The sequence below is a fragment of the Bradyrhizobium brasilense genome, from assembly GCF_029714345.1.
Lineage (GTDB): Bacteria > Pseudomonadota > Alphaproteobacteria > Rhizobiales > Xanthobacteraceae > Bradyrhizobium > Bradyrhizobium australafricanum.
In genome coordinates this window covers 5,649,317-5,670,664 of sequence record NZ_CP121669.1, presented here as the reverse complement: position 1 = coordinate 5,670,664, position 21,348 = coordinate 5,649,317, and the positions used below count along the sequence as shown (strand labels likewise).

Sequence of the window (21,348 nt, the reverse complement as noted above, 5' to 3'; positions counted from 1 at the left end):
GATGGATTGCTTCGCTCGGCTCGCAATGACGTGGATGGACCGATGTGCCCCATGACTATCATCCTGAGCTGAGGCCGCCGCCCGCATTGCGGGGACGCGGCGGAGCATCCACCGGACGGTGGATTGTTCCAAATGCCGACATGCCGAACGTTTGGCCATCATGCTGGCGTCGTGCGCGGTTCAGCCTTGTGCGCCGCACGGTGAGAGGCTGATCGCTCCAGGCTTTCCCAATCGAGAAGTTTGATCCGTATGAACAGGACATTCGCCGACACGGTCTTCCGCAACGGCCGGATCTACACGTCGAACCGCGGGCAACCTTGGGCAAGCTGCGCAGCCGTCAAGGCCGGCCGGTTCATCGCGGTGGGCGAGGAACGCGACATCGCGGCGCTCGTCGGCGAGGGGACGGCAACCGTCGATCTCGGCGGACGCATGGCGATGCCGGGGATCGTCGACATCCACAATCACATCATGATGGGCGGGCAGGCCGATCTCTACGAGCTGCGCTTCTCCAACGCCGACAGCATTCCAAGGATCGCCGAGAGCCTGCACAAGGCCGCATCGGCGGCGGCGCCCAGCGCCTGGATCGTCGGCGGGCAGTTCGGCAACAATCTCTTGAACGAGATGAACACCGCGGAGTCCTGCGCGCTGCTGGATGCGGCATGCCTCGGGCATCCCGTCGTGCTGCGCGACGACACCTATCACAATCGCTGGGCGAGCTCTGCGGCGCTGCGGCTTGCCGGCGTGCAGGCCGATACGCCCGATCCGACCGACGGCGAGATCGGCCGCGACCTCAAGTCCGGAACGCTCACCGGGATCGTGATCGAGGCCGCCTCCGGCCTGGTCGAGCGGGCGCTCGCGGCCTCCGGTCACTACACGGCCGCGATGGACCGCGCGGCGGTGGCGCGCTCGATCTCGGTGCTGAACGCTTATGGCGTCACCGCCTTCATCGACGCCGCCAGCATGCAGCCGATCATGGCGGCGCTGAAGGGGCTCGACGATCGCGGCGAGCTCACCGCCTGGGCGGTGTGCGCGATGCCGGTGGTCGAGCCGGGCTTCATGTTCGGCAAGGCCGGCGAGGAGCTGTTCGCGCTGCGCGAGGATTACCGCGGTGCGCATGTGAAGCCCGATTATGTCAAGGTGTTCCTCGACGGCGTGCCGGGCGCCAAGACCGCGGCCTTCCACGAGCCGTATGTGGCCGACCCGGTGCGCGGCTGCTGCTTCCGCGGCTCCACCATGCTGACCGTGCCGGACCTGATCCGTTGGCTCGGGCGCTGCGAGAAGCTCGGCCTTGCCGCGAAGATCCATTGCGCGGGCGACGCCGCGGTGACGCAGGCGCTCGACGCCATCGATGTCGTGCGCAGCTTCAACGGCCCGACCCATCTGATCCATCAGATCGCGCATGCGAGCTATATCGCGCCCGACGATGTCAAGCGCTTCGCCGAGCTCGGCGTCGCCGCCGACCTGTCGCCGATCATCTGGTATCCGACCATCTTCCTCGAGGCGCACAAGGCCGCGATGGGCGAGGAGCGCGCGCAGCGCTTCTGGCCGAACAAGGATTTGAAGGAAGCCGGCGCACTGATGGCCGGCGGCTCGGACTGGCCGGTGATCCCGATCCCCGACCCCTGGCAGGGCATCGAGGGCATGGTGACGCGGCAGAATCCGACCGGAGATTTTCCCGGCAAGTCGCTGTGGGCGGAGCAGGCGCTCGACCTCAAAACCGTGATCGACATCTACACCATCGACGCCGCGCGCGCGGCCGGGCTCGGCCAGTCGATCGGCTCGATCGAGGTGGGCAAATCCGCCGATTTGATCGTGCTCGACCAGATGATCTTCGACATCCCGCCGGATCAACTGGCCGATACGCGGGTCGAGCTGACCTTCTTCGAGGGCCGCAAGGTTTACGAGCGGGGCGCGTGATGGGCACGGCGGATCAGATCCCGGTCACGGTGCTGACCGGTTTCCTCGGCAGCGGCAAGACCACGGTGCTGAACCATTTGCTGCGCCAGCCCGAGCTCGGCGGCGTCGTCGCCATCATCAACGAGTTCGGCGAGGTGGCGTTGGATCACCTTTTGGTCGAGAGCAGCGAAGACCGCCTGGCGCTGCTCGACAATGGCTGCATCTGCTGCTCGGTGCGCGAGGACCTGATCGAGACGCTGGCCGACCTCGCATCGCGCCGCGCTGACGGCACGATCCCACCATTCCACCGGGTGCTGGTCGAGACCACCGGGCTCGCCGATGCCGTGCCCGTGCTGCACACGCTGATGACGGCGTCCGATATCGTCGGCCGCTACCGGATCGACGGTGTGGTCGCGACCGTCGATGCGGTTAATGGTGCGCACACTCTTGCGGCGCACAGCGAAGCCGTCAGGCAGATCGCCGTCGCCGACCGGTTGCTGGTGACCAAGACCGACCTGGCCGCCAATGATGCACTTGCGCGGCTCGATGCGCAGCTTGCGGCGATCAATCCGGTCGCAACGCGCTCACACGTGCGGAACGGGATCGTCGATCCGGCAAAAGTCCTCGATGCCGGGCTGTTCGATCCGGCGGCGCGCTCCGCTGATGTGGTGCGCTGGTTCGATCTGGCAGCGCAGGCGGCGAACACGCCGCACCATCACGGGGATCACCATTGCGACGGCGAGGCGTGCAGCCACCACAGTCACCACGCGCACGACACCGGCGTATCGTCCTACAGCCTGATCATCGACGAGCCGATCCAGCGGGAGGCGTTCGCGCGCTGGCTCGATTATGTCGCGGCGCTTAGAGGCGAGGACCTGCTGCGCTTCAAGGCGATCGTGCATGTCGCCGAGCAGCCCGATGCGCCCATGGTGGTGCACGGCGTGCAGCACGTGTTCCATCCGCCGATCGCGCTGCAGGGCTGGCCGTCGGCGGACCGGCGCTCGCGGCTCGTCTTCATCGTGCGCGGCATCCCGCGCCAGATCATCGAAAACACCTTGTGCAAATTCGCCGCGGTGAGCCGTGCGGCGATCCAGCGATCGGCTGCGTGAGCCGCGGTCAGGCATTTTCATTGGTTGTGGAGGGAGAGGGACATGACTGAGACAAAGAACAATACGGCATCCGGCCGGCTCAATCGGCGCACGCTCTTGAAAGCGGCCGGTGCCACCGGCCTCGCATCGGCGATGAGCGTGCCGCTGGTCAATGTCGCGCGGGCCGCCGGCAACACCATCAAGATCGGCTGGGTCGGCTGCCTCTCCGGTGTCCGCGCGCAGTTCGCCGAGCCCGATCCCTGGATCCATGAGCGCATCAAGGCGCGGCTGAAGGACGGCCTGAAGATCGGCGGCAAGACCTATCAGGTCGAGCTGGTGTTCAAGGACAATCAATCCGATCCGAACCGCTCGTCGGTGATCGCGAGCGAGCTGGTGCTGCGTGAAAAGTGCGACCTGATCCTGATCGAGGACGGCGACGCGCAGCCGCCGGTGCAGGAGCTCGCCGACGCGCGCGGCATTCCCACCATCTCGACGATGGTGCCGTGGCAGGGCTGGATGTTCCCGCGCAAGTCGACGCCGGACAAGGGGTTTCCGTACAGCTACCATTTCTTCTGGGGCGCCGACGACGTCGCCAAAAATTTCTTGGGTATGTGGCAGTCGGTCGACACCAACAAGAAGGTCGGCACGCTCTACATCGACAACCCGCCGGGCCAGGCGTTCTCCGATCCGAAGCTCGGCCTGCCGGCGGGCATCTCGGCGGCCGGCTATCAGGAATTCTCGGCCGGCAAATTCCAGATCGCGACCGACGACTTCACCAACCAGATCGCGCTGTTCAAGAACAACGGCGTCGACATCGTCTCCGGCTTCACATTTAGCAATCACTGGGTGACGCTGTGGAATCAGGCGGCGCAGGCCGGTTTCAAGCCGCAGATCTGCACGGTGGCGGCGGCCTTCCTGTTCCCGGCCGCGGTGAATGCGCTCGGCGATCGCGGCGACGGCATGTCGACCGAGGTGTGGTGGACGCCGGCCTATCCGTTCAAGTCCTCGCTGACCGGGCAGAGCGCTGCCGAGCTCGCCGCGGAGTGGGAGAAGACCACCGGCAAGCAGTGGACCCAGCCGATCGGCTACGCCCATGCGCTGTGGGAGGTCGGGCTCGCAGCGTTGCAGAACAGCGATCCCAAGGACAAGAACTCATTGCGCGATGCGATCGCCAGCCTCGACATGGAGACCGTCGTCGGCCGGGTCAAGTTCAAGGACAGCCCGATCAAGAACGTCGCGGTGACCTCGCTGTCGGGCGGGCAATGGCGCAAGGCCAAGGGCGGCAAGTCGAAATACGAGCTCCTGATCGTGCACAACGGAACGGCGCCGTTCATCCCGAAGCAGGCCGATCTCCAGCTGCTCTCCAAGCTGGCCTGAGATGGCACCGCTTCTGCGCGTCAGCGGGCTGTCGAAGCGCTTTGGCGAGATCGTGGTCGCCGACAATGTCAGCTTCGCGCTGGCGCGCGGCGAGTGCCTCGGCGTGATCGGCCCGAACGGCGCCGGCAAGAGCTCGCTGCTCAACCTGATCGTCGGCCTGCTCACGGCCGACGGCGGCTCGATCATGCTCGACGACAGGGAGATATCAGCCCTGCCGCCGCACCGCCGGGCGCGGATGGGGCTCGGGCGCGCGTTCCAGATTCCGCAACCGTTCCCGCATCTGTCGGTCTACGAGAACGCGCTGGTCGCGGCATCCTACGGCGCGGGCCTCACCGGCGAGGCGGCATCGAGCTGGACCATGGAGGTGCTGCAGCGCACCGGGCTCGACGCCAAGGCCGACAAGCTCGCGGGCGCCTTGCCGCTGATCGACCGCAAGCGGCTGGAATTCGCCAAGGCGCTGGCCTCGAAGCCGAAGCTGATCCTGCTCGACGAGATCGCCGCCGGGCTGACCGAGCCGGAGGTCGAGCGCCTTGTTGCCATCATCCAGTCGGTGAAGGCCGATCACGCCATGATCTGGATCGAGCACATTCCGCACGCGCTGCGCGCGGTGTCGGATCGCATCCTGGTGCTCGATTTCGGCCGCAAGGTGCTCGAGGGACCGCCGGCCGAGGTCATGGACAGCGCCGTGGTGCGCGAGATCTACATGGGATTGAAGGCCGATGGCGTTGCTTGATGTGAACGGCCTGCAGATATTCTACGGCGATCTGCAAGCCGTGTTCGACATGAACTTCACCGTCGCGGACGGCGAGGCGGTGGCGCTGGTCGGCGCCAACGGTGCCGGCAAGTCCACCTTCCTGAAGGCGCTGGTCGGTCTGAACGAGGAGCGGCGAGGGGCGGTACAGTTCGACGGCATCGATATCTCGCAGATGCCGGCCGAAGAGGTGTCGCGGCTCGGCCTCATCATGGTGCCCGAGGGCCGCCTGCTGTTCGACTCGCTGACGATCGAGGAGAACCTGCTGATGGGCAGCGTCAACCGGCGCAAAGGGAGCTGGACCTTGCGGCGAGTGTTCGACCTGTTCCCGGTCCTCGAGGAGCGGCGGCGGGCGTTTCCTAGCCAGCTCTCCGGTGGCCAGCAGCAGATGGCAGCGATCGGCCGCGCGCTGATGTCGAACCCGCGGCTCCTGCTGTGCGACGAGATCTCGCTCGGGCTCGCGCCGGTCGTGGTCGAGCAGATCTACCGTTCCTTTGCCGACATCCGCCGCGAGGGCACCGCCGTCGTGCTGGTCGAGCAGGACGTCAAGCGCGCGCTCGCGACCTCGGAGCGGATCTATTGCCTGTTGAAGGGGCGGGTGTCGCTGACCGGCCCGGCGCAAGGCTTGCAGCCGGAGCAGCTGACGCACGCTTATTTCGGTAACTAGCCAGGATTGGCACGACATGATCTGGGTTGAGACATTGATCAACGGGGCCCTGCTCGGCGGGCTTTATGGGCTGCTCGGCATCGGGCTCGCGCTGGTGTTCGGCGTGATGCGCGTCGTCAACATCGCCCATGGCGAGTTCATGGTGCTGAGTGCGTTCTGCGCCGTGCTGCTGGCCAACCTGTTTCCGCAGGTGTCGCCGCTGTTGATGCTGATCCCGGTGATCGCGCTGTCCTTTGCGGTAGGCTGGCTCTATCAGGCTGCCATCGTCAACCGGGTCGTGACCTCGCCCGATCCGCTCTCGCCGCTGCTGCTGACGTTCGGCGTTTCAGTCATTCTGCGCAACGTGATGGTCGAGGTGTTCGGCGCCGACGTGCGCAGCCTCCAGGTCGGCGAGCTGTCGCGCGCCAGCCTCGAGGTCGCTGGTCTCAACATCGGCATCATGCCGCTGCTGACGCTGGTGCTCGCCGCGTTGCTTTTCATGGCGCTGCAACTCGTGCTGCGCCATACCGAGTTCGGTCGGATCGTGCGCGCCACCGCCGATCGCCGCGATATCGTCCGGCTGTCCGGGGTCAAGCCGGACCGGGTTTATAACTATGTCATGGGCCTGTCGCTCGCGCTCGGCGCGATCGGCGGCGTGCTGCTGGCGGTGCGTTCGAGCTTCACGCCGTTCTCGGGCGCCGAGCGGCTTCTGATCGCGTTCGAGGTCGTGGTGCTCGGCGGGCTCGGCTCGTTCTGGGGCGCGCTGCTCGGCGGCATCGCGCTCGGCATGGCGCAATTGATCGGGCTGAAAATCGATCCGAATGCCGGGCTGCTCTATGCGCACCTCCTGTTCTTCCTCATGCTGCTGATCCGCCCGTCGGGTCTCGTGTCGAGCAGGGTGTGATGCCGATGCCGACGCGGACAATTCTCATAGCCTCTGCCATCGTGCTTGTCGCCGCAATTGCCGGCGCGCCCTTCGTGCTGAACGAGGGTTTTCTGCGGCTCGCGACCGAGTGCCTGCTCTTGCTGACGATGGCGCAGATGTGGAACCTGCTGGCGGGTTATGCCGGGCTGGTCTCGCTTGGCCACCAGGTCTTCATCGCCTTCGGCGCTTATGCGCTGTTCCTGACCTCGGGCTGGCTCGAGGTTACGCCGATCTGGGTGCTGCCGGTCGCGCCGCTGGTGGCGGGCGCCGTTGCGGCCATCATCGCCTTTCCGCTGTTTCGTTTGCGCGACGCCTATTTCTCGATCGCGATGTGGGTGTTCGCCGAAATCATCGGCGCGTTCACAATGAAGTCGCAGGCCGTCGGCGGCACGTCGGGCGTGCCGCTCGCGACCAGCAAGCTGATCGATTTCGACTGGTTCGAGCCGACGATGTTCTGGCTCGCCGGCGGCCTGACGCTCGTGACCATCGCGGCGCTGTACAGGATGATGACGTCGAGCTTCGGGCTCGGGCTGATGAGCGTGCGCGACAATGACCTTGCCGCGATGAGCGTCGGCGTCGACGTCCGACACAATCGTTTCGTCGCCTTCGTGCTCTCGGCGGCGGGATGTGGGCTTGCCGGCGCGCTCAGCTTCATGGGCAATCTGTTCATCGCGCCGCTGGCGGCCTTCGACGTCAACTGGTCCGTCTACATGATGTTTATCGTGATCATCGGCGGTATCGGAACCTTGGAGGGCCCGATCCTCGGCGTCATCATCTTCTTCGGCCTGCGCGAGCTGATGACCGGACCGCTCGGCCTATCCGGCGGCTGGTATCTGGTGGGGCTCGGCATCATCGCCGTCGTGGTGATGATCGTGGCGCCGCGCGGCCTCTGGCCGGCCTTGCGCGATCGCATCGGCGTGCGGCTGCTCGATGTCCACCGCGCCGCGCCACGCCCGGCCGCGGCCGCGATCCTGCCGGCGGCGTCGGAACAGGTTACCGGATGAAGGAGCGGGCCTTCACGTCGCCACCGTTGCTTGTATTCTGACAGTTCTGGCTTTGAGTGGAGGGCGGAATGGCTCTGATTTTCAGGCATGGCGTGTGGGCAGTGGCCGGTCTGATGGTCGCGACATTGGCGGCGCCGCTGCCGGCGCAGGCCGAGCGGCGGATGTGGCCGCAGGCGGCCGCAACGCACCCGATGGACGGGCTCACCACCGACGAAATCCGCTCGGTCTCCGATATCCTGCGCGGCGCCGGCAAGCTCGACGATTCGGCGCGGGTCGTCTCGATGTCGGTCGAGGAGGATCCCAAGGACGAGGTGCGGGCGTGGAAGCCCGGACAGCCCTTCACGCGCCGGGCCAGCGCGACGCTGCTGAGCGGCGGGCATCTCTACGAGGCGCATATCGATCTCGCCACGCGAAGCCTGCTCGGCTGGCAGGAAGTCAGGGATCACGAGGCTGCGCTGACCATCGACGAGCTGATCTCCGCCGGCGACCTGCCGAAGCAGGACCCGCGCTGGATCGCCGCGATGGCGAAGCGCGGCATCACCGATTTCCGCAACGTGCTGTGCCTGCCGCTGACCGTGGGTCCAGTGACCGATCCGGCGTTGAAGGGCCGCCGCCTGCTCAACGTTCCCTGTGTCGACACCACGGGGGCCGCCAACAATCTCTGGGGCAAGCCGATCGAGAACCTATTCGCCCAGGTCGATCTCAAGAGCAAAACGGTGCTGTCGGTGACCGATCTCGGCGTGGTGCCGCCACCGCCGCAGACGCCCTCGCACGCCTATGCCGACTCCGGAACATATCGCAAGCCGCCGAAGCCGATCGAAATCGCCGCGCCCGAGGGCAGCAATGTGAAGGTGGAGGGCGGTCAGGTCCGCTGGGACAACTGGTCGTTCCATGTCCGTCTCGAGCCGCGTGTCGGCGCCGTGCTGTCGCTGATCCGCTACGATGACCACGGCACGCTCCGCGACATCGCATACCAGATTTCGGCGAGCGAGATGTTCGTGCCCTACATGGATCCGGCGCCGACCTGGTCGTTCCGCGCCTATATGGACATCGGCGAGTACGGCTTCGGCGTGCTCTCCAGCGAATTGCAGCGCGGCGTGGATTGTCCCGAAGGCGCGCATTATCTCGACCTGACGATCTCGGATACCAAGGGTGCGCCGGTCGTTTCCAAGGGCGCGGTGTGCATCTTCGAGCGCCCGACCGGCGATCCGATCTGGCGCCACAGCGAGCTGATCAACAACACCGCCGAGGTGCGGCCGAACAACGAGCTGGTGGTGCGGATGGCGCCGGTGGTCGGCAATTACGACTATCTGGTGGACTACGTGTTCGACCGTGCCGGCAATATCGATGTGCGGCTCGGCGCCTACGGCATCGATGCGACCAAGGGCGTCGCGAGCAAGACACTGAGCGACCCGACGGCGGCGCAGGATACCGCCTTTGGGACGCTGGTCGACGAACGGCTGCTCGCGGTCAATCACGATCACTACATGACGTTCCGGATCGACATGGACGTCGACGGCACCTCGAACCGGCTGGTCGAGGATCGCTTCAATGTCCGCCGCCTGGAGCAGGGTCAGCGCAAGAGCCTCTGGCAGGTCGACACCAGGCCGGTCGCGACCGAAGGGCCCATCACCATGCCGCTGAACGCGGCGCAATTCAGGGTCGAGAGCACGGGCAGGACCAACGGCCGCGGCTACCGCACAAGCTATCAGTTGATGCCCGGCCACTCCGACGTCTCGCTGCTCGCCAAGGACGATCCGATCCAGCTGCGTGCCGGTTTCAGCGCCTACACGTTGTGGACCTCGGCCTACGCCAAGGACGAGCGCTACGCCGCGGGCATGTATCCGAACGGAAACCCCGAGGTCGACGGCCTGCCGAAATGGACGGCGGCCAAGCGGCCGATCGAGGACCGCGACCTCGTGCTGTGGTACACGGTCGGCTTCCGCCACGTGCCGCGCGCCGAGGATTGGCCGGTCATGCCGGGCCTATGGCACGGCTTCCGGCTGCGTCCGTTCAACTTCTTCGATCGCAATCCCGCGCTCGACGTGCCGCCGATGGTGAATGCCAGGGAGACGAAATGAGCGGCCGCATGCATCGCATGGGAGCCGCGGTCGGCGCGCTGTTGGCGTTGCTGGCGACCGGCCCAGCCGCGCGTGGCGCAGCGGCCGAAAACAGCAGCGTTGACGATGCGTCCTTGCTCTATCTGAGCACCAGCGACTGGGAGAGGCAACCGGCGCCGCGCAAGGTCGCGCTCGCGGCCGACTTCATGCGCATCTTCTGCACCGACCAGCGGATGTCGGCCATATCGCTGGCCGATTGCCTCGACCGCGACAAGGCGGATGGCGCCCTGTTCGAGCGCGCTATGGCTTGCGTCAGCGCGCTATCAGGTAGCCGCTGAGAGCCCGGCGTCGATCCCTTCGGCGATCCGCCGAACGTCGGCCGACGTCAGGATCAGGGGCGGGGACAGGATCAGGTTGTTGCCGGAGACGCGCAGCATCACGCCGGCCTCGTAGGCGGCATCGGCAACCTTCGCCATCGTCTTCTTGTCGGCGGGCTTCTTGCTGTCGCGATCGGCGACCAGTTCGAGCGCGGCCATCAAACCCTTGCCCCTGACGTCGCCGACCAGCGCGTGCTTCGCCTTGAGCGCGGCCAGCGCCCGCGCAAGGTCCTCGCCGCGCGCGGCGGCATTCTCGTCAAGCTTGAGGCGGCGGGTCTCGGCGAGCGCCGCAAGGCCCGCGGCGCAGCCGACCGGATGGCCGGAATAGGTGTAGCCATGGCCGATCGAGCCGAACGTGGTCGTGTCGGCCTCGAAGGCTTCCGCAACCTGCTCGCCGATCAGCGTCGCGCCGAGCGGGAAATAGCCCGAGGTGATCGCCTTCGCGATCGTCATCATGTCGGGCTTCACGCCCCAGAGCCGCGAACCCGACCATGCGCCGGTGCGCCCGAAACCGGTGACGACCTCGTCCGCGATCATCAGGATGCCGTGACGGTCACAGATCTCGCGCGCCAGCTTCATGAAGCTGTCCGGCGGCACGATCACGCCGCCAGCCCCGAGCACCGGCTCCATGATGAAGGCCGCGATGGTGTCGGCGCCCTGGAATGCGATCTCCTCCTCCATCGCCGCCGCGCACAGCTGCGCGAGTTTTGCGGGATCGGTCTCGTTGAAGGGATTGCGATAGGTCGACGGCGCGGGGATATGGAACACACCGGGCAGCATCGGCTCATAGTTGCGGCGGAAATTGGCGTTGCCGTTGACGGAGGCGCCGCCGAAATGGGTGCCGTGGTAGCCCTTCTTCAGCGCCAGGAACTTGGTGCGGTCAGCCTGGCCCTTGATCTTCCAGTATTGCCGGGCGAGCCGTAGCGCGGTCTCGACCGAGTCCGACCCGCCCGAGGTGAAGAAAGCGCGCACCATGCGTTCCGGCTTGAACCATTCGGTGAGCTCGTAGGCGAGCTCGATCGAGGGACCGGATGAGGTGCCGCGGAAGCCCGAATAATACGGCAGCGCGCTGAGCTGGTCCGCGATCGCCTGTTTGATCGGATCGCAGCTGTAGCCGAGATTGACATTCCACAATCCGCCGACCGCATCGATCACGGTCTTGCCGTCGATGTCGGTGACTTCAACGCCTTCGCCCTTCATCACGATCCGCGGCGGCTGCGCCCGCATCTCGGCGGGATGGGCCATCGGGTGCCAGATCGGCTTGGCATTGTTCTCAACCAGGAAGTTTCTGTCGCGCATGATCGTTCCCTGTCCGGCTGGAGCCTTTTCCGTTCCGATGGAATCGGGACGGGGCTCCAGATTCTGGTTTTGACGCGTTTTCGAACCGGTACCCGCTTCGCTCGAAAGTGCTTTAGTCGAATTGCAGCCCGAAATGCCGCAGCGCCTCGCTGTAGGACGCTGCAGGATTGCGCACATCGAACGGCACCGTGCGCATGTTGCATGCGGCGGCGCCTGCGATGTTGCGACGCTGGTCGTCGACGAAGACGCAATTGTCTGCTTCCAGCGCCAGTTCGTCCAGCACGCTTTGATAGGCGCGGGGGTCGGGCTTCAGGATTCCGGTATGCGTGGCATCGACGATGGTGTCGAAGCGCTTGAGGATGGAGAGGCGGCTGCGGAAATCGGCGCCGTAGAACAGGTCGAGCTCGTTCGAGAGGATGGCGAGCCGGTACCCGGCATCGGCGGCGAGGGTGATCGCGCGCGCTGCCTCGGGGCGGATCACGGTGTCGGGATCGGCGCCGCGCGCGCGTTTCACAAAGGTCTCCATGTCGCGCCAGTCCTCGCCGACCAGGCGCCCGACCTCGCGGCTGCGGGTCAGCCAGTAGTCGCGTTCAGAAATTTCGCCACGCTGCATGGAAGTCCAGAGCGGATCGCTGTCGGGCGCGAACGGTCCGAGCCATTTCAGTGTGCACGGGGCGAGCCCGAGCGCACGCTCGGTCAGGTCATGGGTCTCGAACAATGTCTTCGAGATCACCCCGCCGAAGTCGAGCACCAGCGCCTGGGCAAGCGGCCTCCTCATGCGGCAGCCGTGGTGCGGCCGCGAGGGACAATGCCGGCAGCGACCCACCGATCGAAGATGCCGAGCACCGTTTCGTTAAATGCGGCACTGTTGATGTGATCCTTGATCTCGTGCAGCTCGACCGGCGCCTTGATCGCCGATCGCATGGCGTCGACGAAGGCGGCGAGGGCGTCGGGATCGTGCAACGCTTCGCCTTCGCGATCCCATTGCTGGATGCCGCCGGCGGGCAGCACGAAGGCAACGGGAGCGTTGGCCTGGGACAGTTTCTCGGCAATCGCGCGGGCGATCCGTTGGCGATCAGCGGATCCCGACGTTGCCGACGCAAGCAGCCGGTTATGCGCGTGGAATGGACGATCCGACAGTTCGTTCGGAACCCCAAGCCATGCCGGGAAGTCGACCATGTCGATCGCCCCGGGCGCGACGATCTGTGGAATGCCGGCTCTGCCCGCATTCTCCAGCCTGTCAGCGCCGGAATTGACCACCGAGCCGGTGAGCTGGTTGGCGACCTCCTGCAGGCTGAGGTCCAGCACCGCGGCAAAGCCACCTTGCGCGGCGATCGATTCCATCGCGCGGCCGCCCATGCCGGTGGTGTGGAAGACAACCACCTCGTAGCCGCGCCGCTCGAGCTGCGGCTTGAGCTCGACCATATAGCGCAGGCAGCTCTTGCCGAGCGAGGTGATCGCAACGACCGGCCGGTCCTTGCGCGGCCTGATTGCGCTTCTGGCGGCGCCGACGATCGCGCCGCAGGCTTGCGACAGCACGGCGGTGCAGGTGCCGTTGAGGCCGTAGAGACCGCCGGCCCACAGGATCATCATCAGATCGGCGGCGACGCGCTCGGGCGGGATCAGATGCGAGAAGGCGACGGTCGAGACGATCAGCTTCGGCAGGCCGAGCGGCAGCGCCTGCGCGACGTCGAGCGCAAGGTCGGTGCCCATCGTGCCACCGATCGCGATCACGCCGTCGATGGCATCGCGCTCCGCGAGCGCGCGCGCCAGATTGGCGGCGCCAACCGCCATCAGCGACATCGCGGAATTCTCGTCGCCGCTCGATGCGATCGCCTCGATCGTGGTCTGCGCGGCGGCCGCCACCGCGTGCTTGTCATGTGCCGGCTGGTACGGCGGATCGCCGAGCACGCTGATGTCCATCATGATGGTTCGGCCACCGACGCGGGCGATGCACTCGCTCATGAACAGCAGTTCGTCGGCCTTGGTGTCTCCCGTTCCGATCAGGAGAATGCGGGGCTGCGTCATCTCAGGCATGACCTTCGGCTCGCCGGCAGGCGTAAGGGATGGTGACAACCGGTTTGGATAACGCAGGCGGAGCGCTCGGCCATCGTGCGATCACGCTATGGGGGCGCGCCTTGCCGTGACATCCACCTATCGGTTGATTGCTGCCAAAGCCTTGATTTGGCGAGGATTGCGCGTGCCAGCGGTCTTGCTCGGAAGCCGCTTTTGTTATCGTCACAATTATCTCGCATGCAGCAAGCCCAGATCGATCGACTACGCGTGGCCGTCATTCCGGCCCAGCAGCTCTTCATCGGCGGCCGGCCGACACCGGCGATCAGCGAGGCACGGCTTGATGTCGTGTCGCCGATCGACGGCAAGGTATTGACCAGCATAGCTGACGGCGACGTGGCCGATGTCGACGCCGCGGTGAGACATGCGCGGCAGGCCTTCGAGCAGGGCGGCTGGTCGCGCGCGGCGCCGGCGCAGCGCAAGAAGGTGCTGTTGCGGTTTGCCGACCTCATCGAGCGGCACGCGCTCGAGATTGCGGTGCTCGGTGTGCGCGACAACGGCACCGAGATCAGCATGGCCTACAAGGCCGAACCGCTCTCGGCCGCCGGCACCATCCGTTACTACGCCGAGGCGATCGACAAGGTCTATGGCGAGATCGCGCCGACCTCAGGCGATGTGCTCGGGCTCGTGCATCGCGAGCCGCTTGGTGTCGTCGGCGTGATCGTGCCCTGGAATTTCCCGCTGATGATCGGAGCATGGAAGATCGGCCCGGCGCTCGCCGCCGGAAATTCGGTCGTGGTCAAGCCGCCGGAGCTGGCGTCGCTGACGCTGTTGCGGCTTGCCGAACTCGCGACCGAGGCGGGGTTGCCGGACGGCGTGCTCAACGTCGTCACCGGCCGCGGCGCAACGGCCGGCGAAGCGCTCGCGCTGCACATGGATGTCGATGTGCTTGCATTCACCGGCTCGGGTGCGGTGGGCCGGCGTCTCCTGGAATGCTCGGCGCGGTCGAACCTGAAGCGCGTCCATCTCGAGCTTGGCGGCAAGTCGCCCAACATCGTGTTCGCCGATGGGCCCGATATCAAGCATGCGGCCAAGGTCTCGGCGAACGGCATCTTCCGAAACTCCGGCCAGGTCTGCGTGGCCGGATCGCGGCTCTTGGTGCAGTCCTCGATCTATGATCGCTTCATGGCCGAGCTGCTCGACGCCACCACAAAACTAAGGGTCGGTGATCCCCTCGAACTGACCTCGGATATCGGCGCCATCGCGAGCAAGGCGCAGTTGCGCAAGAACCTGGATGCCGTTGCCCGCGCGGAAGCGCAGGGCGCGACGCGGCTGATCGGCGGCGAGCAAATCCGCGCCGAGAGCGGCGGCAACTTCATGGTGCCTACGATCCTCACCGAAGTGACGCCGTCGATGCAGGTCTGGCGCGATGAGGTGTTCGGCCCGGTGCTGGCAGTGACGCGGTTCGAGGGCGAGGAAGATGCCACAGCGCTCGCCAATGCGACCCCCTATGGACTTGCGTCGGCGGTGTGGACCGCAAGTCTGTCGACGGCGCATCGTATGGTGCGCGCCATCAAGGCCGGCGTCGTGCACGTTAACGCCTATGGCGGCGCCGACATCACGGTGCCGCTCGGCGGCTTCAAGCAATCCGGCTTCGGACGCGACAAGTCGCTGCACGCCCTCGACGCCTATACCGACCTCAAGACCGCCTGGATCGCGCTATGACATCTTTGGCTGCCGAACGCGCCGGCGTTCTGAACCGATTGCTCGATGCCGAGCAGGAGCGCTTTCGCGCGCTGCATCCGCGCTCGGCCGCGGCGTGGCAGGAGGGAAGGCGGCACTATCTTTACGGCGGCCCGTCGCACTGGATGCGGCGCTGGGCCGGCGGCTTCCCTGTCTATGCCGAGGAGGCGCAGGGCGCGCATATCAGGGACATCGATGGCCGCGACTACATCGATTTCTGCCTTGGGGACACCGGCGGCATGTGCGGCCACGCGCCCGAGGCGGTGACCGAGGCTGCGCTCGCTCAGCTCAGGCGTGGCGCGACCATGATGCTGCCGACGGAAGACAGCCTTTGGGTCGGCGCCGAGCTGTCGCGGCGCTTCGGCCCGAAATACTGGACGCTGACGACGTCGGCGACCGACGCCAACCGTGCCGCGATCCGCATCTCGCGCATGATCACCGGCCGGCGCAAGGTGCTGGTGTTCTCCGGCTGCTATCATGGCGGCGTCGAGGAAGCGCATGTCGAGATCCGCGACGGCCGGGTCGGCCTGCGCAACATGATCCATCCCAACGGCCTCGATCATGATGCGGTGAGCCGGGTCGTCGAGTTCAACGATGTCGCGGGCCTCGAGGCGGCGCTTGCGCATGGCGACGTCGCCTGCGTGCTGACCGAGCCGCTGATGACGAATTTCGGCATGATCCCGGTCGATCCTGGTTTTCACCATGCGTTGCGGGAGCTGACGCGCCGCGCCGGCTCCGTCCTCATCATCGACGAGACCCACACGCTCTCCTGCGGGCCGGGCGGCTATACGGAGAGCCATGGGCTCAAGCCCGACATTTTCGTTGCGGGCAAGGCGATCGCGGGCGGCATCCCCGCCGGTGTGTTCGGTCTCAGCCAGGAGATCGCCGAGCGGCTCTGGAAACTCGTCCCCCACGTCAATCCGCGCGAGCGGCAGTCGGCGCATCTTGGATTCGGCGGCACGCTTGCCGGCAACGCGCTGACGGTCGCGACCATGCGCGCGGTGCTGGAGAAGGTGCTGACCTCTGCGAATTACGAGCGGATGATCGGAACCGCGACCTGGCTCGCGCAGGAAGCGCGCCGCCTGGTCGCGGCGGCTGGTCTGTCCTGGCACGTCACGCAGATCGGCGCGCGCGCCGAGATCATGTTCATGCCGCAGCCGCCACGCCGCGGCGCCGACGTGATTGCTGGCCGGCAACCTGATCTCGAGACCCTGCTGCATGCCTTCTACATCAACGAGGGCATTCTGGTGACCCCGTTCCACACCATGCTGCTGATGTGTCCGGCGACGTCCGCGCGCGACGTCGACAAGCACACGGCGGTGTTGGCGCAGTTCATCGACGTGCTGCGCGGCGCGGGAGCGATCTGATGCAGGCGCCTCCGTTCAATCTTGGCGGGCGCATCGCCATCGTCACCGGCGGCGGCAGAGGGATCGGCGCCGCCATCGTGAGACGGCTCGTAGAGGCCGGTGCGACCGTGGTGATCGCCAACCGGACGCTTGATGTGGCCGAGGCGCTGGCGCGCGAACTCGTGGCCGATGGACGTGCGGCGCATTGCGTTCCGTTCGACCGCCTGGACCGCGGTAGCTTGCGCGCGATGGTCGATCGCGTCGCTGCTCAATATGGCCGGCTCGATATCGTCGTGCACAATGCCGGCGGCTGTCCGTGGTCATCGCTTGAAGAGCTTGATGAAGCGAAGCTCGAGGATACGCTGGCGCTGAACCTCAACGCCAGCATCTGGCTCGCGCAGGCCGCAATTCCGCACATGCGTGCCGTCAGGTTCGGGCGCATCCTCGTGACGTCCTCGGTCTCCGCGCGTGTCGCGATGGGCGGCGGCGCGCATTACTCGGCGGCGAAAGCCGGCGTCAACGCATTCATCCGCGGTGCCGCCTTCGAGCTCGCGCGCGACGGCATCACGGTCAACGGCGTCGAGGCCGGCTTCATCGAAAAGCCGGGCCGCGGCACCATGAGCGCGCCGGAGAACAAGGCGAAGCTCGAGCGCTTCATTCCGATGGGGCACATGGGCGGCGCCGACGACATCGCCTGCGCGATGCTCTATCTCGCCTCCACCGAGGCCAAATACGTCACCGGGCAGACCATCGTCGTCGACGGCGGCTCAACGCTGCCGGAGACCGGATTCGCCGTCGAACGGCAATGGGGAGTCTAGATGAGCATGATCTTCTCGGAAAACCGGTTTCCACCTTTCCGGATCATGCCCTGATGCCGCGGCTCGACGGAAGGACGGCGCTGGTGACCGGCGCAGCCACGGGGATCGGCCGGGCGACGGCGGCGCTGCTGGCGTTGAGCGGCGCGCGCGTCGTGCTGTTCGGGCTCGGTGAGGCAGAGCTCCAGACCGCCGCGGCGGAGTGCGGAGGGCAGGCGGTCCATGGCGACGTCACGCGTCCGGAGGACATTGCCAACGCCGTCGCCGCCTGCGGGGCGTGGCTCGACATCGTGGTCAACGCCGCAGGCCTGATCGTGCCGGATCAGCCCGCCAGTGTCTCCGACGAGGTCTGGGCCAGGACGCTCGATGTCAACCTCACGGGGACCATGCGGGTCTGCCGGGCATCGCTGCCGCTGCTCCGGCAGCGCGGCGGAGCGATCGTGAACGTCGCCTCGGTTGCCGCGTTCAATGCCAGCCCGGACAGCGCAAGCTACGCCGCCAGCAAGGCGGCCGTCGTCGCCTATACGCGCTCGCTGGCCTACGCGCACGGCGCCGACGGCATCCGCGCCAATGCGGTGGCGCCGGGCTGGGTGCGGACGCCGATGAGCGCCCATGAAATGCAGCTGCTCGCGGACCAGAATGGCACCACCGTCGATGCCGAGATTCTCGGCGTCGAACGACGCATCGCCCTGGGACGGATGGCCGAGCCCGCCGAGATCGCCGCGTGCTGTCTGTTCCTGGCCTCCGACGAGGCGTCCTTCGTGACCGGCGCAGTGCTGGTCGCCGATGGCGGCGGCCGCGCGCCGACGCAGAATCGCGCGGTGTAGACGGCCGGTTGACGTCTCCGGGCAGGCGGCCGCCACCTTGATAACGACCGGCGGATTTGGCACTCTGGCGCGGTCACGTCATTCGATCGAGGGGCGTTATGAACAAGTCATTTTCTGTTATCATTGCCGCGGCCGCTTCAATCGTCGTTCTGTCTTCGACGGCGGCGCGATGCGGCGACTACTATCCGTTTGGCGATCCGCCGTACCGGCTGGACTACGTGCAAGAGCCCCAGATCGTATCGGGCTGCTGGAAATGGAATTGGCAGCTGTACCAGTGGCAGGACTACTGCCCGGTCTACGTCAATCCGAAGGCATATATGTTCTCGCGCTCGTCGCGCGTCGTGCTCCGCACCAAGGGGTGAGGAGAGTTCGGCAGCTTGAGGTGCTCTGCGTCACGCCCATTGCAGCGACGCAGAGCGCGCACTCATGAATGCGCGATGGTGCACGCCACCTGGTGGCGCTTGCCGAAGTTGAGCAGCGCGTTTTCCCGGAAGCCGTCCAGCCAGACGCCGCGGCCCGCATAGCGATAGCCGACGCCCATCGGAACGTGCCGCACATGGATGCCGCCACGGCCGGTGAGCAGGGAGGCCGTGACCACTTCGCCCTCGACCGACACAGCGCGCGGGCACAGCGGATATTGATGGCCGTTCTCGCAGGTGAAGACGATCTCGGTGCAGGTGCCGACCGGTGCTTTTGTGACCAGGCCAAGGTCTGCTGCCGCCGCCGGCCCGGAGTTGCCGAACAGCGTTGCACCCAACGCCAAAATGCCTGCGACCGTGTAGCCAAACCGAATACGCATCAGTGCCCCCTCGTCCAGCGATAGGCTAAGCAATTGAGGAAAATATCTCGCGCTAAATGAGCAAAAAAAACTTCGGAGGTCAAACCTCTGCCCAGTGCGGTGCGGGGAGATCGGCTGGCGTCAATGCGAATGGCGTGTCAGGTGTTGCAAGTTTGCTGCAGTGGGTCTGAATTCGGCTGCGAGCTGCCCGGTAGCGTTAATGCACCTTTACCGGCCACAATTGGCCTGCAAGTGGTGTGATGTATTGAGTCGTGTTCCGGAGATTGCTTCAATGAGCTGACCGGATCGCATCACGAACGCATTTGGACGAACATCGGGGGTGGGAATGGACTTCCGTGGTGGCATTGCACGTTCGCTGCTGACCCTGATGATTGTCTCATTGCCTGCGCTGGCAGCTCATGCGCAGACTCAGGCTCCTCAACCGGCGAACGGCCGGGCAGCTGCGGCAGCGCCGGTTCAGGGCGATCAAGCCTTTTCTGGCCCGAGCTTCCGCAAAGGTCTGTGGCGCTTCGTGCGAACGCTCGATGTGGTCAGGACCGCCAACAAGAACTTCAAGTATCGGGTGGTCAACGCGGAGACGACGCGCTGCGTCGACCCGACCCACGCCATGAAGGCGACCTTTGCCTCGGGATCGATCGGAAGCTGCGTCTCGGACAAGCCGGAGAAGGTCGGTAATCAATACACCTTCGGGCACCGCTGCGATTACATGGGGACGGTCAGCACCGTCATCACCGTGCGCAGCGACGAGGCCTATACCGAGCTGAACGAGATCAGCACCGGAGAGCATCCCCGGACCGACACGGTCGTCGCGACAAGGATCGGCGACTGCGACGACGGTAGTGCGGCCAAGATTGAGGCCAAGATTGAGGCCAAGTCTGAGGCCAAGACTGACAAGTCCGCTGCGGCGGCTTTGCAGCACTAGTTGGTAATCAGACGGCGGGTGGCGGCGGACGAGGCGTCCATTCGTCCCCAACGGCGCAGACGCTGCGCTTCCTTCGCGCCGAAGCTGCCCCGGCCTGAAGCAACCGGGCATTCACCGTGTTTGGCGCAAGAGCTCGTGAGAGTTTCGGGCAAAGGCTAAGCATTTACGGGGTCTTAACACGAAATGCTCCTGAATGATGTGAGGTTGGACGTGCTTCAAGCGAAGTCACGCGATCCGCGTCAATCGGCCGGTTAGGGATTCAATAAATGACATCGCGTGAGGGCTTCGCCCCGTCGAAGATCTTCGCATCCGCGCTTGGCGTCGTGGCCGCGCTTTCCGTGTTCGTGCTCGCCTCCCCGAGCGCCATGGCGGAGGAAGGATTCAGCGGGCCGACCTTCCGAAAGGGAATGTGGCGCTTCGTGCGGACGCTGGAAATCGCCACGTCCTCGAACGTCCGGCAAACGCTGCTCGAGCGCGAAATGACGCGCTGTGTCGATCCAACCCAGGCGATGAAGGCGACCTTCTCATCTCCGTCCGTTGGAAATTGCCACTCTTCGCGACCGGAGAAGATCAACAACAAATACGTCTTCTCCAACCGCTGCGACTATCTCGGGCCGGTCAGCACCGTCATCACGGTTCTCAGCGACGAGGCCTATACCGAGGTCAACAAGACCAATGTTGGTCAGGCGCCGCGGACCGACCGGGTGGTTGCCCGCCGAATCAGCGATTGCCACGAGGATAGAGCTTCGCTCAGCCAGCCGGCCTCCGCACCGAGCGAGGTGTCGTTGCAGCAGGACGAAGCCGAGGGCGAGCCGCTGTAAGGCGATTGGTCGGCGCGCGGGCCTCAGGTCGTCCGTAACACCATCAGATCTTCTGCTGCCCGCCTGGTGCACTCACCTTGACGGTGATCTTCTGAATTTCGGTTCGACCGCCCTGGTACTTGACTTCGATGGTCAGGGCGTCATCGCCGAGAAATTCCGGCGGCGCCTTGTAGAAGGCGACATAGGCCGGCACCTCGAGCGCCAGGCAGGCCTTGTAATTGGTGGCCTTCGCCTTCGCCGACTTCACCACAACCTTTCCGGCAGCCGGCGCAGTGACCAGGCGGATAGTCGGCAGCGGCCCCGACGTGCAATCAGGTAACACGTTGAGGTAGAGGCCAATCTGGGTGTCCCGGTTGGCCAGGGCGCGAACCTGGCGCTCCACCGTGGTCTCCTGCGGGACAGGTTGTGCAGGGGCTTGCGCGGCCGCCGCGCCGAAACATCCCCAAATCAGGACAGCGGCACACGCCTGAAGAATCACCCGCATCGACTGCTGCTCCAAATCGCCGGGAAGGACGAACGGGGCCGGGGAAATACTGCCTTTGGCCAAGTTAATCCGGCTAAGCCGTTGTTCTTTCAGCTTCGACCTGTCCGATCTTTACCACACTTCCACGGAAAGCATTGATTAACCAAATACATTTC

21 protein-coding genes are annotated in these 21,348 nt (G+C 65.6%); 16 read left to right on the top strand and 5 right to left on the bottom strand.

The window, feature by feature from the left end:
* Positions 1 to 249 precede the first annotated feature (249 nt).
* From QA635_RS26760 to QA635_RS26720, 9 genes are all read left to right on the top strand, one after another.
* Positions 250 to 1,917, top strand: a complete 1,668-nt coding sequence (locus tag QA635_RS26760; protein WP_283062353.1) for an amidohydrolase — start codon at positions 250 to 252, stop codon at positions 1,915 to 1,917.
* Positions 1,917 to 3,005, top strand: a complete 1,089-nt coding sequence (locus tag QA635_RS26755; RefSeq protein ID WP_283062352.1) for a CobW family GTP-binding protein — start codon at positions 1,917 to 1,919, stop codon at positions 3,003 to 3,005. Before QA635_RS26760 ends, QA635_RS26755 begins: the two co-directional genes overlap by 1 nt.
* A gap of 42 nt (positions 3,006 to 3,047) precedes the next feature.
* On the top strand, positions 3,048 to 4,361 hold the full coding sequence (locus QA635_RS26750) for an ABC transporter substrate-binding protein (protein WP_283062351.1): 1,314 nt from the start codon (positions 3,048 to 3,050) through the stop codon (positions 4,359 to 4,361).
* Position 4,362: 1 nt separating this feature from the next.
* Positions 4,363 to 5,094: an ABC transporter ATP-binding protein gene (locus QA635_RS26745; protein ID WP_283062350.1), complete on the top strand. Its 732-nt coding sequence runs from the start codon at positions 4,363 to 4,365 to the stop codon at positions 5,092 to 5,094.
* The gene (locus QA635_RS26740; protein WP_283062348.1) at positions 5,081 to 5,779 is read left to right on the top strand and encodes an ABC transporter ATP-binding protein; all 699 of its coding nucleotides are present in this window, start codon (positions 5,081 to 5,083) and stop codon (positions 5,777 to 5,779) included. The genes QA635_RS26745 and QA635_RS26740 overlap by 14 nt, the downstream gene beginning before the upstream one ends.
* A 16-nt stretch (positions 5,780 to 5,795) precedes the next feature.
* Positions 5,796 to 6,662 (top strand): branched-chain amino acid ABC transporter permease, encoded by an 867-nt coding sequence (locus QA635_RS26735; protein WP_283062346.1) that lies wholly within the window; start codon positions 5,796 to 5,798, stop codon positions 6,660 to 6,662.
* On the top strand, positions 6,662 to 7,687 hold the full coding sequence (locus QA635_RS26730) for a branched-chain amino acid ABC transporter permease (RefSeq protein WP_283062345.1): 1,026 nt from the start codon (positions 6,662 to 6,664) through the stop codon (positions 7,685 to 7,687). The genes QA635_RS26735 and QA635_RS26730 overlap by 1 nt, the downstream gene beginning before the upstream one ends.
* A gap of 68 nt (positions 7,688 to 7,755) precedes the next feature.
* On the top strand, positions 7,756 to 9,768 hold the full coding sequence (locus QA635_RS26725) for a copper amine oxidase (protein WP_283062344.1): 2,013 nt from the start codon (positions 7,756 to 7,758) through the stop codon (positions 9,766 to 9,768).
* Positions 9,765 to 10,085: a hypothetical protein gene (locus tag QA635_RS26720; RefSeq protein ID WP_283062343.1), complete on the top strand. Its 321-nt coding sequence runs from the start codon at positions 9,765 to 9,767 to the stop codon at positions 10,083 to 10,085. Before QA635_RS26725 ends, QA635_RS26720 begins: the two co-directional genes overlap by 4 nt.
* Here QA635_RS26720 and QA635_RS26715 read toward each other — a convergent pair.
* The 3 genes from QA635_RS26715 to QA635_RS26705 all read right to left on the bottom strand — a co-directional run bounded on the left by QA635_RS26715 (position 10,071) and on the right by QA635_RS26705 (position 13,460).
* Positions 10,071 to 11,423 (bottom strand): aminotransferase class III-fold pyridoxal phosphate-dependent enzyme, encoded by a 1,353-nt coding sequence (locus QA635_RS26715; protein WP_283062342.1) that lies wholly within the window; start codon positions 11,421 to 11,423, stop codon positions 10,071 to 10,073. The genes QA635_RS26720 and QA635_RS26715 overlap by 15 nt on opposite strands.
* A 112-nt stretch (positions 11,424 to 11,535) precedes the next feature.
* Positions 11,536 to 12,201, bottom strand: a complete 666-nt coding sequence (locus QA635_RS26710) for an HAD family hydrolase (protein WP_283062341.1) — start codon at positions 12,199 to 12,201, stop codon at positions 11,536 to 11,538.
* Positions 12,198 to 13,460: a Tm-1-like ATP-binding domain-containing protein gene (locus tag QA635_RS26705; RefSeq protein ID WP_283062340.1), complete on the bottom strand. Its 1,263-nt coding sequence runs from the start codon at positions 13,458 to 13,460 to the stop codon at positions 12,198 to 12,200. The genes QA635_RS26710 and QA635_RS26705 overlap by 4 nt, the downstream gene beginning before the upstream one ends.
* A 216-nt stretch (positions 13,461 to 13,676) precedes the next feature.
* Here QA635_RS26705 and QA635_RS26700 point away from each other — a divergent pair, with 216 nt between their 5' ends.
* From QA635_RS26700 to QA635_RS26680, 5 genes are all read left to right on the top strand, one after another.
* A complete protein-coding gene (locus QA635_RS26700) occupies positions 13,677 to 15,161 on the top strand; it encodes an aldehyde dehydrogenase (protein WP_283062339.1) in 1,485 nt (494 codons plus the stop codon).
* The gene (locus tag QA635_RS26695) at positions 15,158 to 16,546 is read left to right on the top strand and encodes a transaminase (RefSeq protein WP_283062338.1); all 1,389 of its coding nucleotides are present in this window, start codon (positions 15,158 to 15,160) and stop codon (positions 16,544 to 16,546) included. Before QA635_RS26700 ends, QA635_RS26695 begins: the two co-directional genes overlap by 4 nt.
* Entirely contained in the window at positions 16,546 to 17,343 is a 798-nt protein-coding gene (locus QA635_RS26690) for an SDR family oxidoreductase (RefSeq protein ID WP_283062337.1), read from the top strand. The genes QA635_RS26695 and QA635_RS26690 overlap by 1 nt, the downstream gene beginning before the upstream one ends.
* 83 nt (positions 17,344 to 17,426) lie before the next feature.
* Positions 17,427 to 18,167, top strand: coding sequence for an SDR family NAD(P)-dependent oxidoreductase (locus tag QA635_RS26685; protein ID WP_283062336.1), 741 nt, complete (start codon positions 17,427 to 17,429; stop codon positions 18,165 to 18,167).
* Between the two features lie 98 nt (positions 18,168 to 18,265).
* Positions 18,266 to 18,529: a hypothetical protein gene (locus QA635_RS26680; protein WP_076826182.1), complete on the top strand. Its 264-nt coding sequence runs from the start codon at positions 18,266 to 18,268 to the stop codon at positions 18,527 to 18,529.
* 62 nt (positions 18,530 to 18,591) lie between these two features.
* On the opposite strand, the gene QA635_RS26675 is transcribed toward QA635_RS26680, so the two are convergent.
* Positions 18,592 to 18,966 (bottom strand): hypothetical protein, encoded by a 375-nt coding sequence (locus QA635_RS26675; RefSeq protein WP_016845748.1) that lies wholly within the window; start codon positions 18,964 to 18,966, stop codon positions 18,592 to 18,594.
* Between the two features lie 325 nt (positions 18,967 to 19,291).
* Between QA635_RS26675 and QA635_RS26670 the strand changes: the two genes are divergently transcribed.
* Together QA635_RS26670 and QA635_RS26665 are read left to right on the top strand one after the other, a co-directional pair.
* Positions 19,292 to 19,888 carry a DUF3617 family protein gene (locus QA635_RS26670; RefSeq protein WP_283062335.1) on the top strand — a complete coding sequence of 199 codons (597 nt, stop codon included), beginning with the start codon at positions 19,292 to 19,294 and terminating at the stop codon, positions 19,886 to 19,888.
* A gap of 266 nt (positions 19,889 to 20,154) precedes the next feature.
* On the top strand, positions 20,155 to 20,709 hold the full coding sequence (locus tag QA635_RS26665) for a DUF3617 domain-containing protein (protein ID WP_283062334.1): 555 nt from the start codon (positions 20,155 to 20,157) through the stop codon (positions 20,707 to 20,709).
* Between the two features lie 43 nt (positions 20,710 to 20,752).
* Here the strand turns inward: QA635_RS26665 and QA635_RS26660 are convergent, their stop codons facing one another.
* Positions 20,753 to 21,256, bottom strand: coding sequence for a hypothetical protein (locus tag QA635_RS26660; protein WP_253609349.1), 504 nt, complete (start codon positions 21,254 to 21,256; stop codon positions 20,753 to 20,755).
* Between the last annotated feature and the right edge of the window lie 92 nt (positions 21,257 to 21,348).

Bases quoted from the DNA above. Each gene is read 5' to 3' on its own strand.
- QA635_RS26760 (WP_283062353.1), top strand. From the start codon at position 250: ATGAACAGGACATTCGCCGACACGGTCTTCCGCAACGGCCGGATCTAC.
- QA635_RS26755 (WP_283062352.1), top strand. From the start codon at position 1,917: ATGGGCACGGCGGATCAGATCCCGGTCACGGTGCTGACCGGTTTCCTC.
- QA635_RS26750 (WP_283062351.1), top strand. From the start codon at position 3,048: ATGACTGAGACAAAGAACAATACGGCATCCGGCCGGCTCAATCGGCGC.
- QA635_RS26745 (WP_283062350.1), top strand. From the start codon at position 4,363: ATGGCACCGCTTCTGCGCGTCAGCGGGCTGTCGAAGCGCTTTGGCGAG.
- QA635_RS26740 (WP_283062348.1), top strand. From the start codon at position 5,081: ATGGCGTTGCTTGATGTGAACGGCCTGCAGATATTCTACGGCGATCTG.
- QA635_RS26735 (WP_283062346.1), top strand. From the start codon at position 5,796: ATGATCTGGGTTGAGACATTGATCAACGGGGCCCTGCTCGGCGGGCTT.
- QA635_RS26730 (WP_283062345.1), top strand. From the start codon at position 6,662: ATGCCGATGCCGACGCGGACAATTCTCATAGCCTCTGCCATCGTGCTT.
- QA635_RS26725 (WP_283062344.1), top strand. From the start codon at position 7,756: ATGGCTCTGATTTTCAGGCATGGCGTGTGGGCAGTGGCCGGTCTGATG.
- QA635_RS26720 (WP_283062343.1), top strand. From the start codon at position 9,765: ATGAGCGGCCGCATGCATCGCATGGGAGCCGCGGTCGGCGCGCTGTTG.
- QA635_RS26715 (WP_283062342.1), bottom strand. From the start codon at position 11,423: ATGCGCGACAGAAACTTCCTGGTTGAGAACAATGCCAAGCCGATCTGG.
- QA635_RS26710 (WP_283062341.1), bottom strand. From the start codon at position 12,201: ATGAGGAGGCCGCTTGCCCAGGCGCTGGTGCTCGACTTCGGCGGGGTG.
- QA635_RS26705 (WP_283062340.1), bottom strand. From the start codon at position 13,460: ATGCCTGAGATGACGCAGCCCCGCATTCTCCTGATCGGAACGGGAGAC.
- QA635_RS26700 (WP_283062339.1), top strand. From the start codon at position 13,677: ATGCAGCAAGCCCAGATCGATCGACTACGCGTGGCCGTCATTCCGGCC.
- QA635_RS26695 (WP_283062338.1), top strand. From the start codon at position 15,158: ATGACATCTTTGGCTGCCGAACGCGCCGGCGTTCTGAACCGATTGCTC.
- QA635_RS26690 (WP_283062337.1), top strand. From the start codon at position 16,546: ATGCAGGCGCCTCCGTTCAATCTTGGCGGGCGCATCGCCATCGTCACC.
- QA635_RS26680 (WP_076826182.1), top strand. From the start codon at position 18,266: ATGAACAAGTCATTTTCTGTTATCATTGCCGCGGCCGCTTCAATCGTC.
- QA635_RS26675 (WP_016845748.1), bottom strand. From the start codon at position 18,966: ATGCGTATTCGGTTTGGCTACACGGTCGCAGGCATTTTGGCGTTGGGT.
- QA635_RS26670 (WP_283062335.1), top strand. From the start codon at position 19,292: ATGGACTTCCGTGGTGGCATTGCACGTTCGCTGCTGACCCTGATGATT.
- QA635_RS26665 (WP_283062334.1), top strand. From the start codon at position 20,155: ATGACATCGCGTGAGGGCTTCGCCCCGTCGAAGATCTTCGCATCCGCG.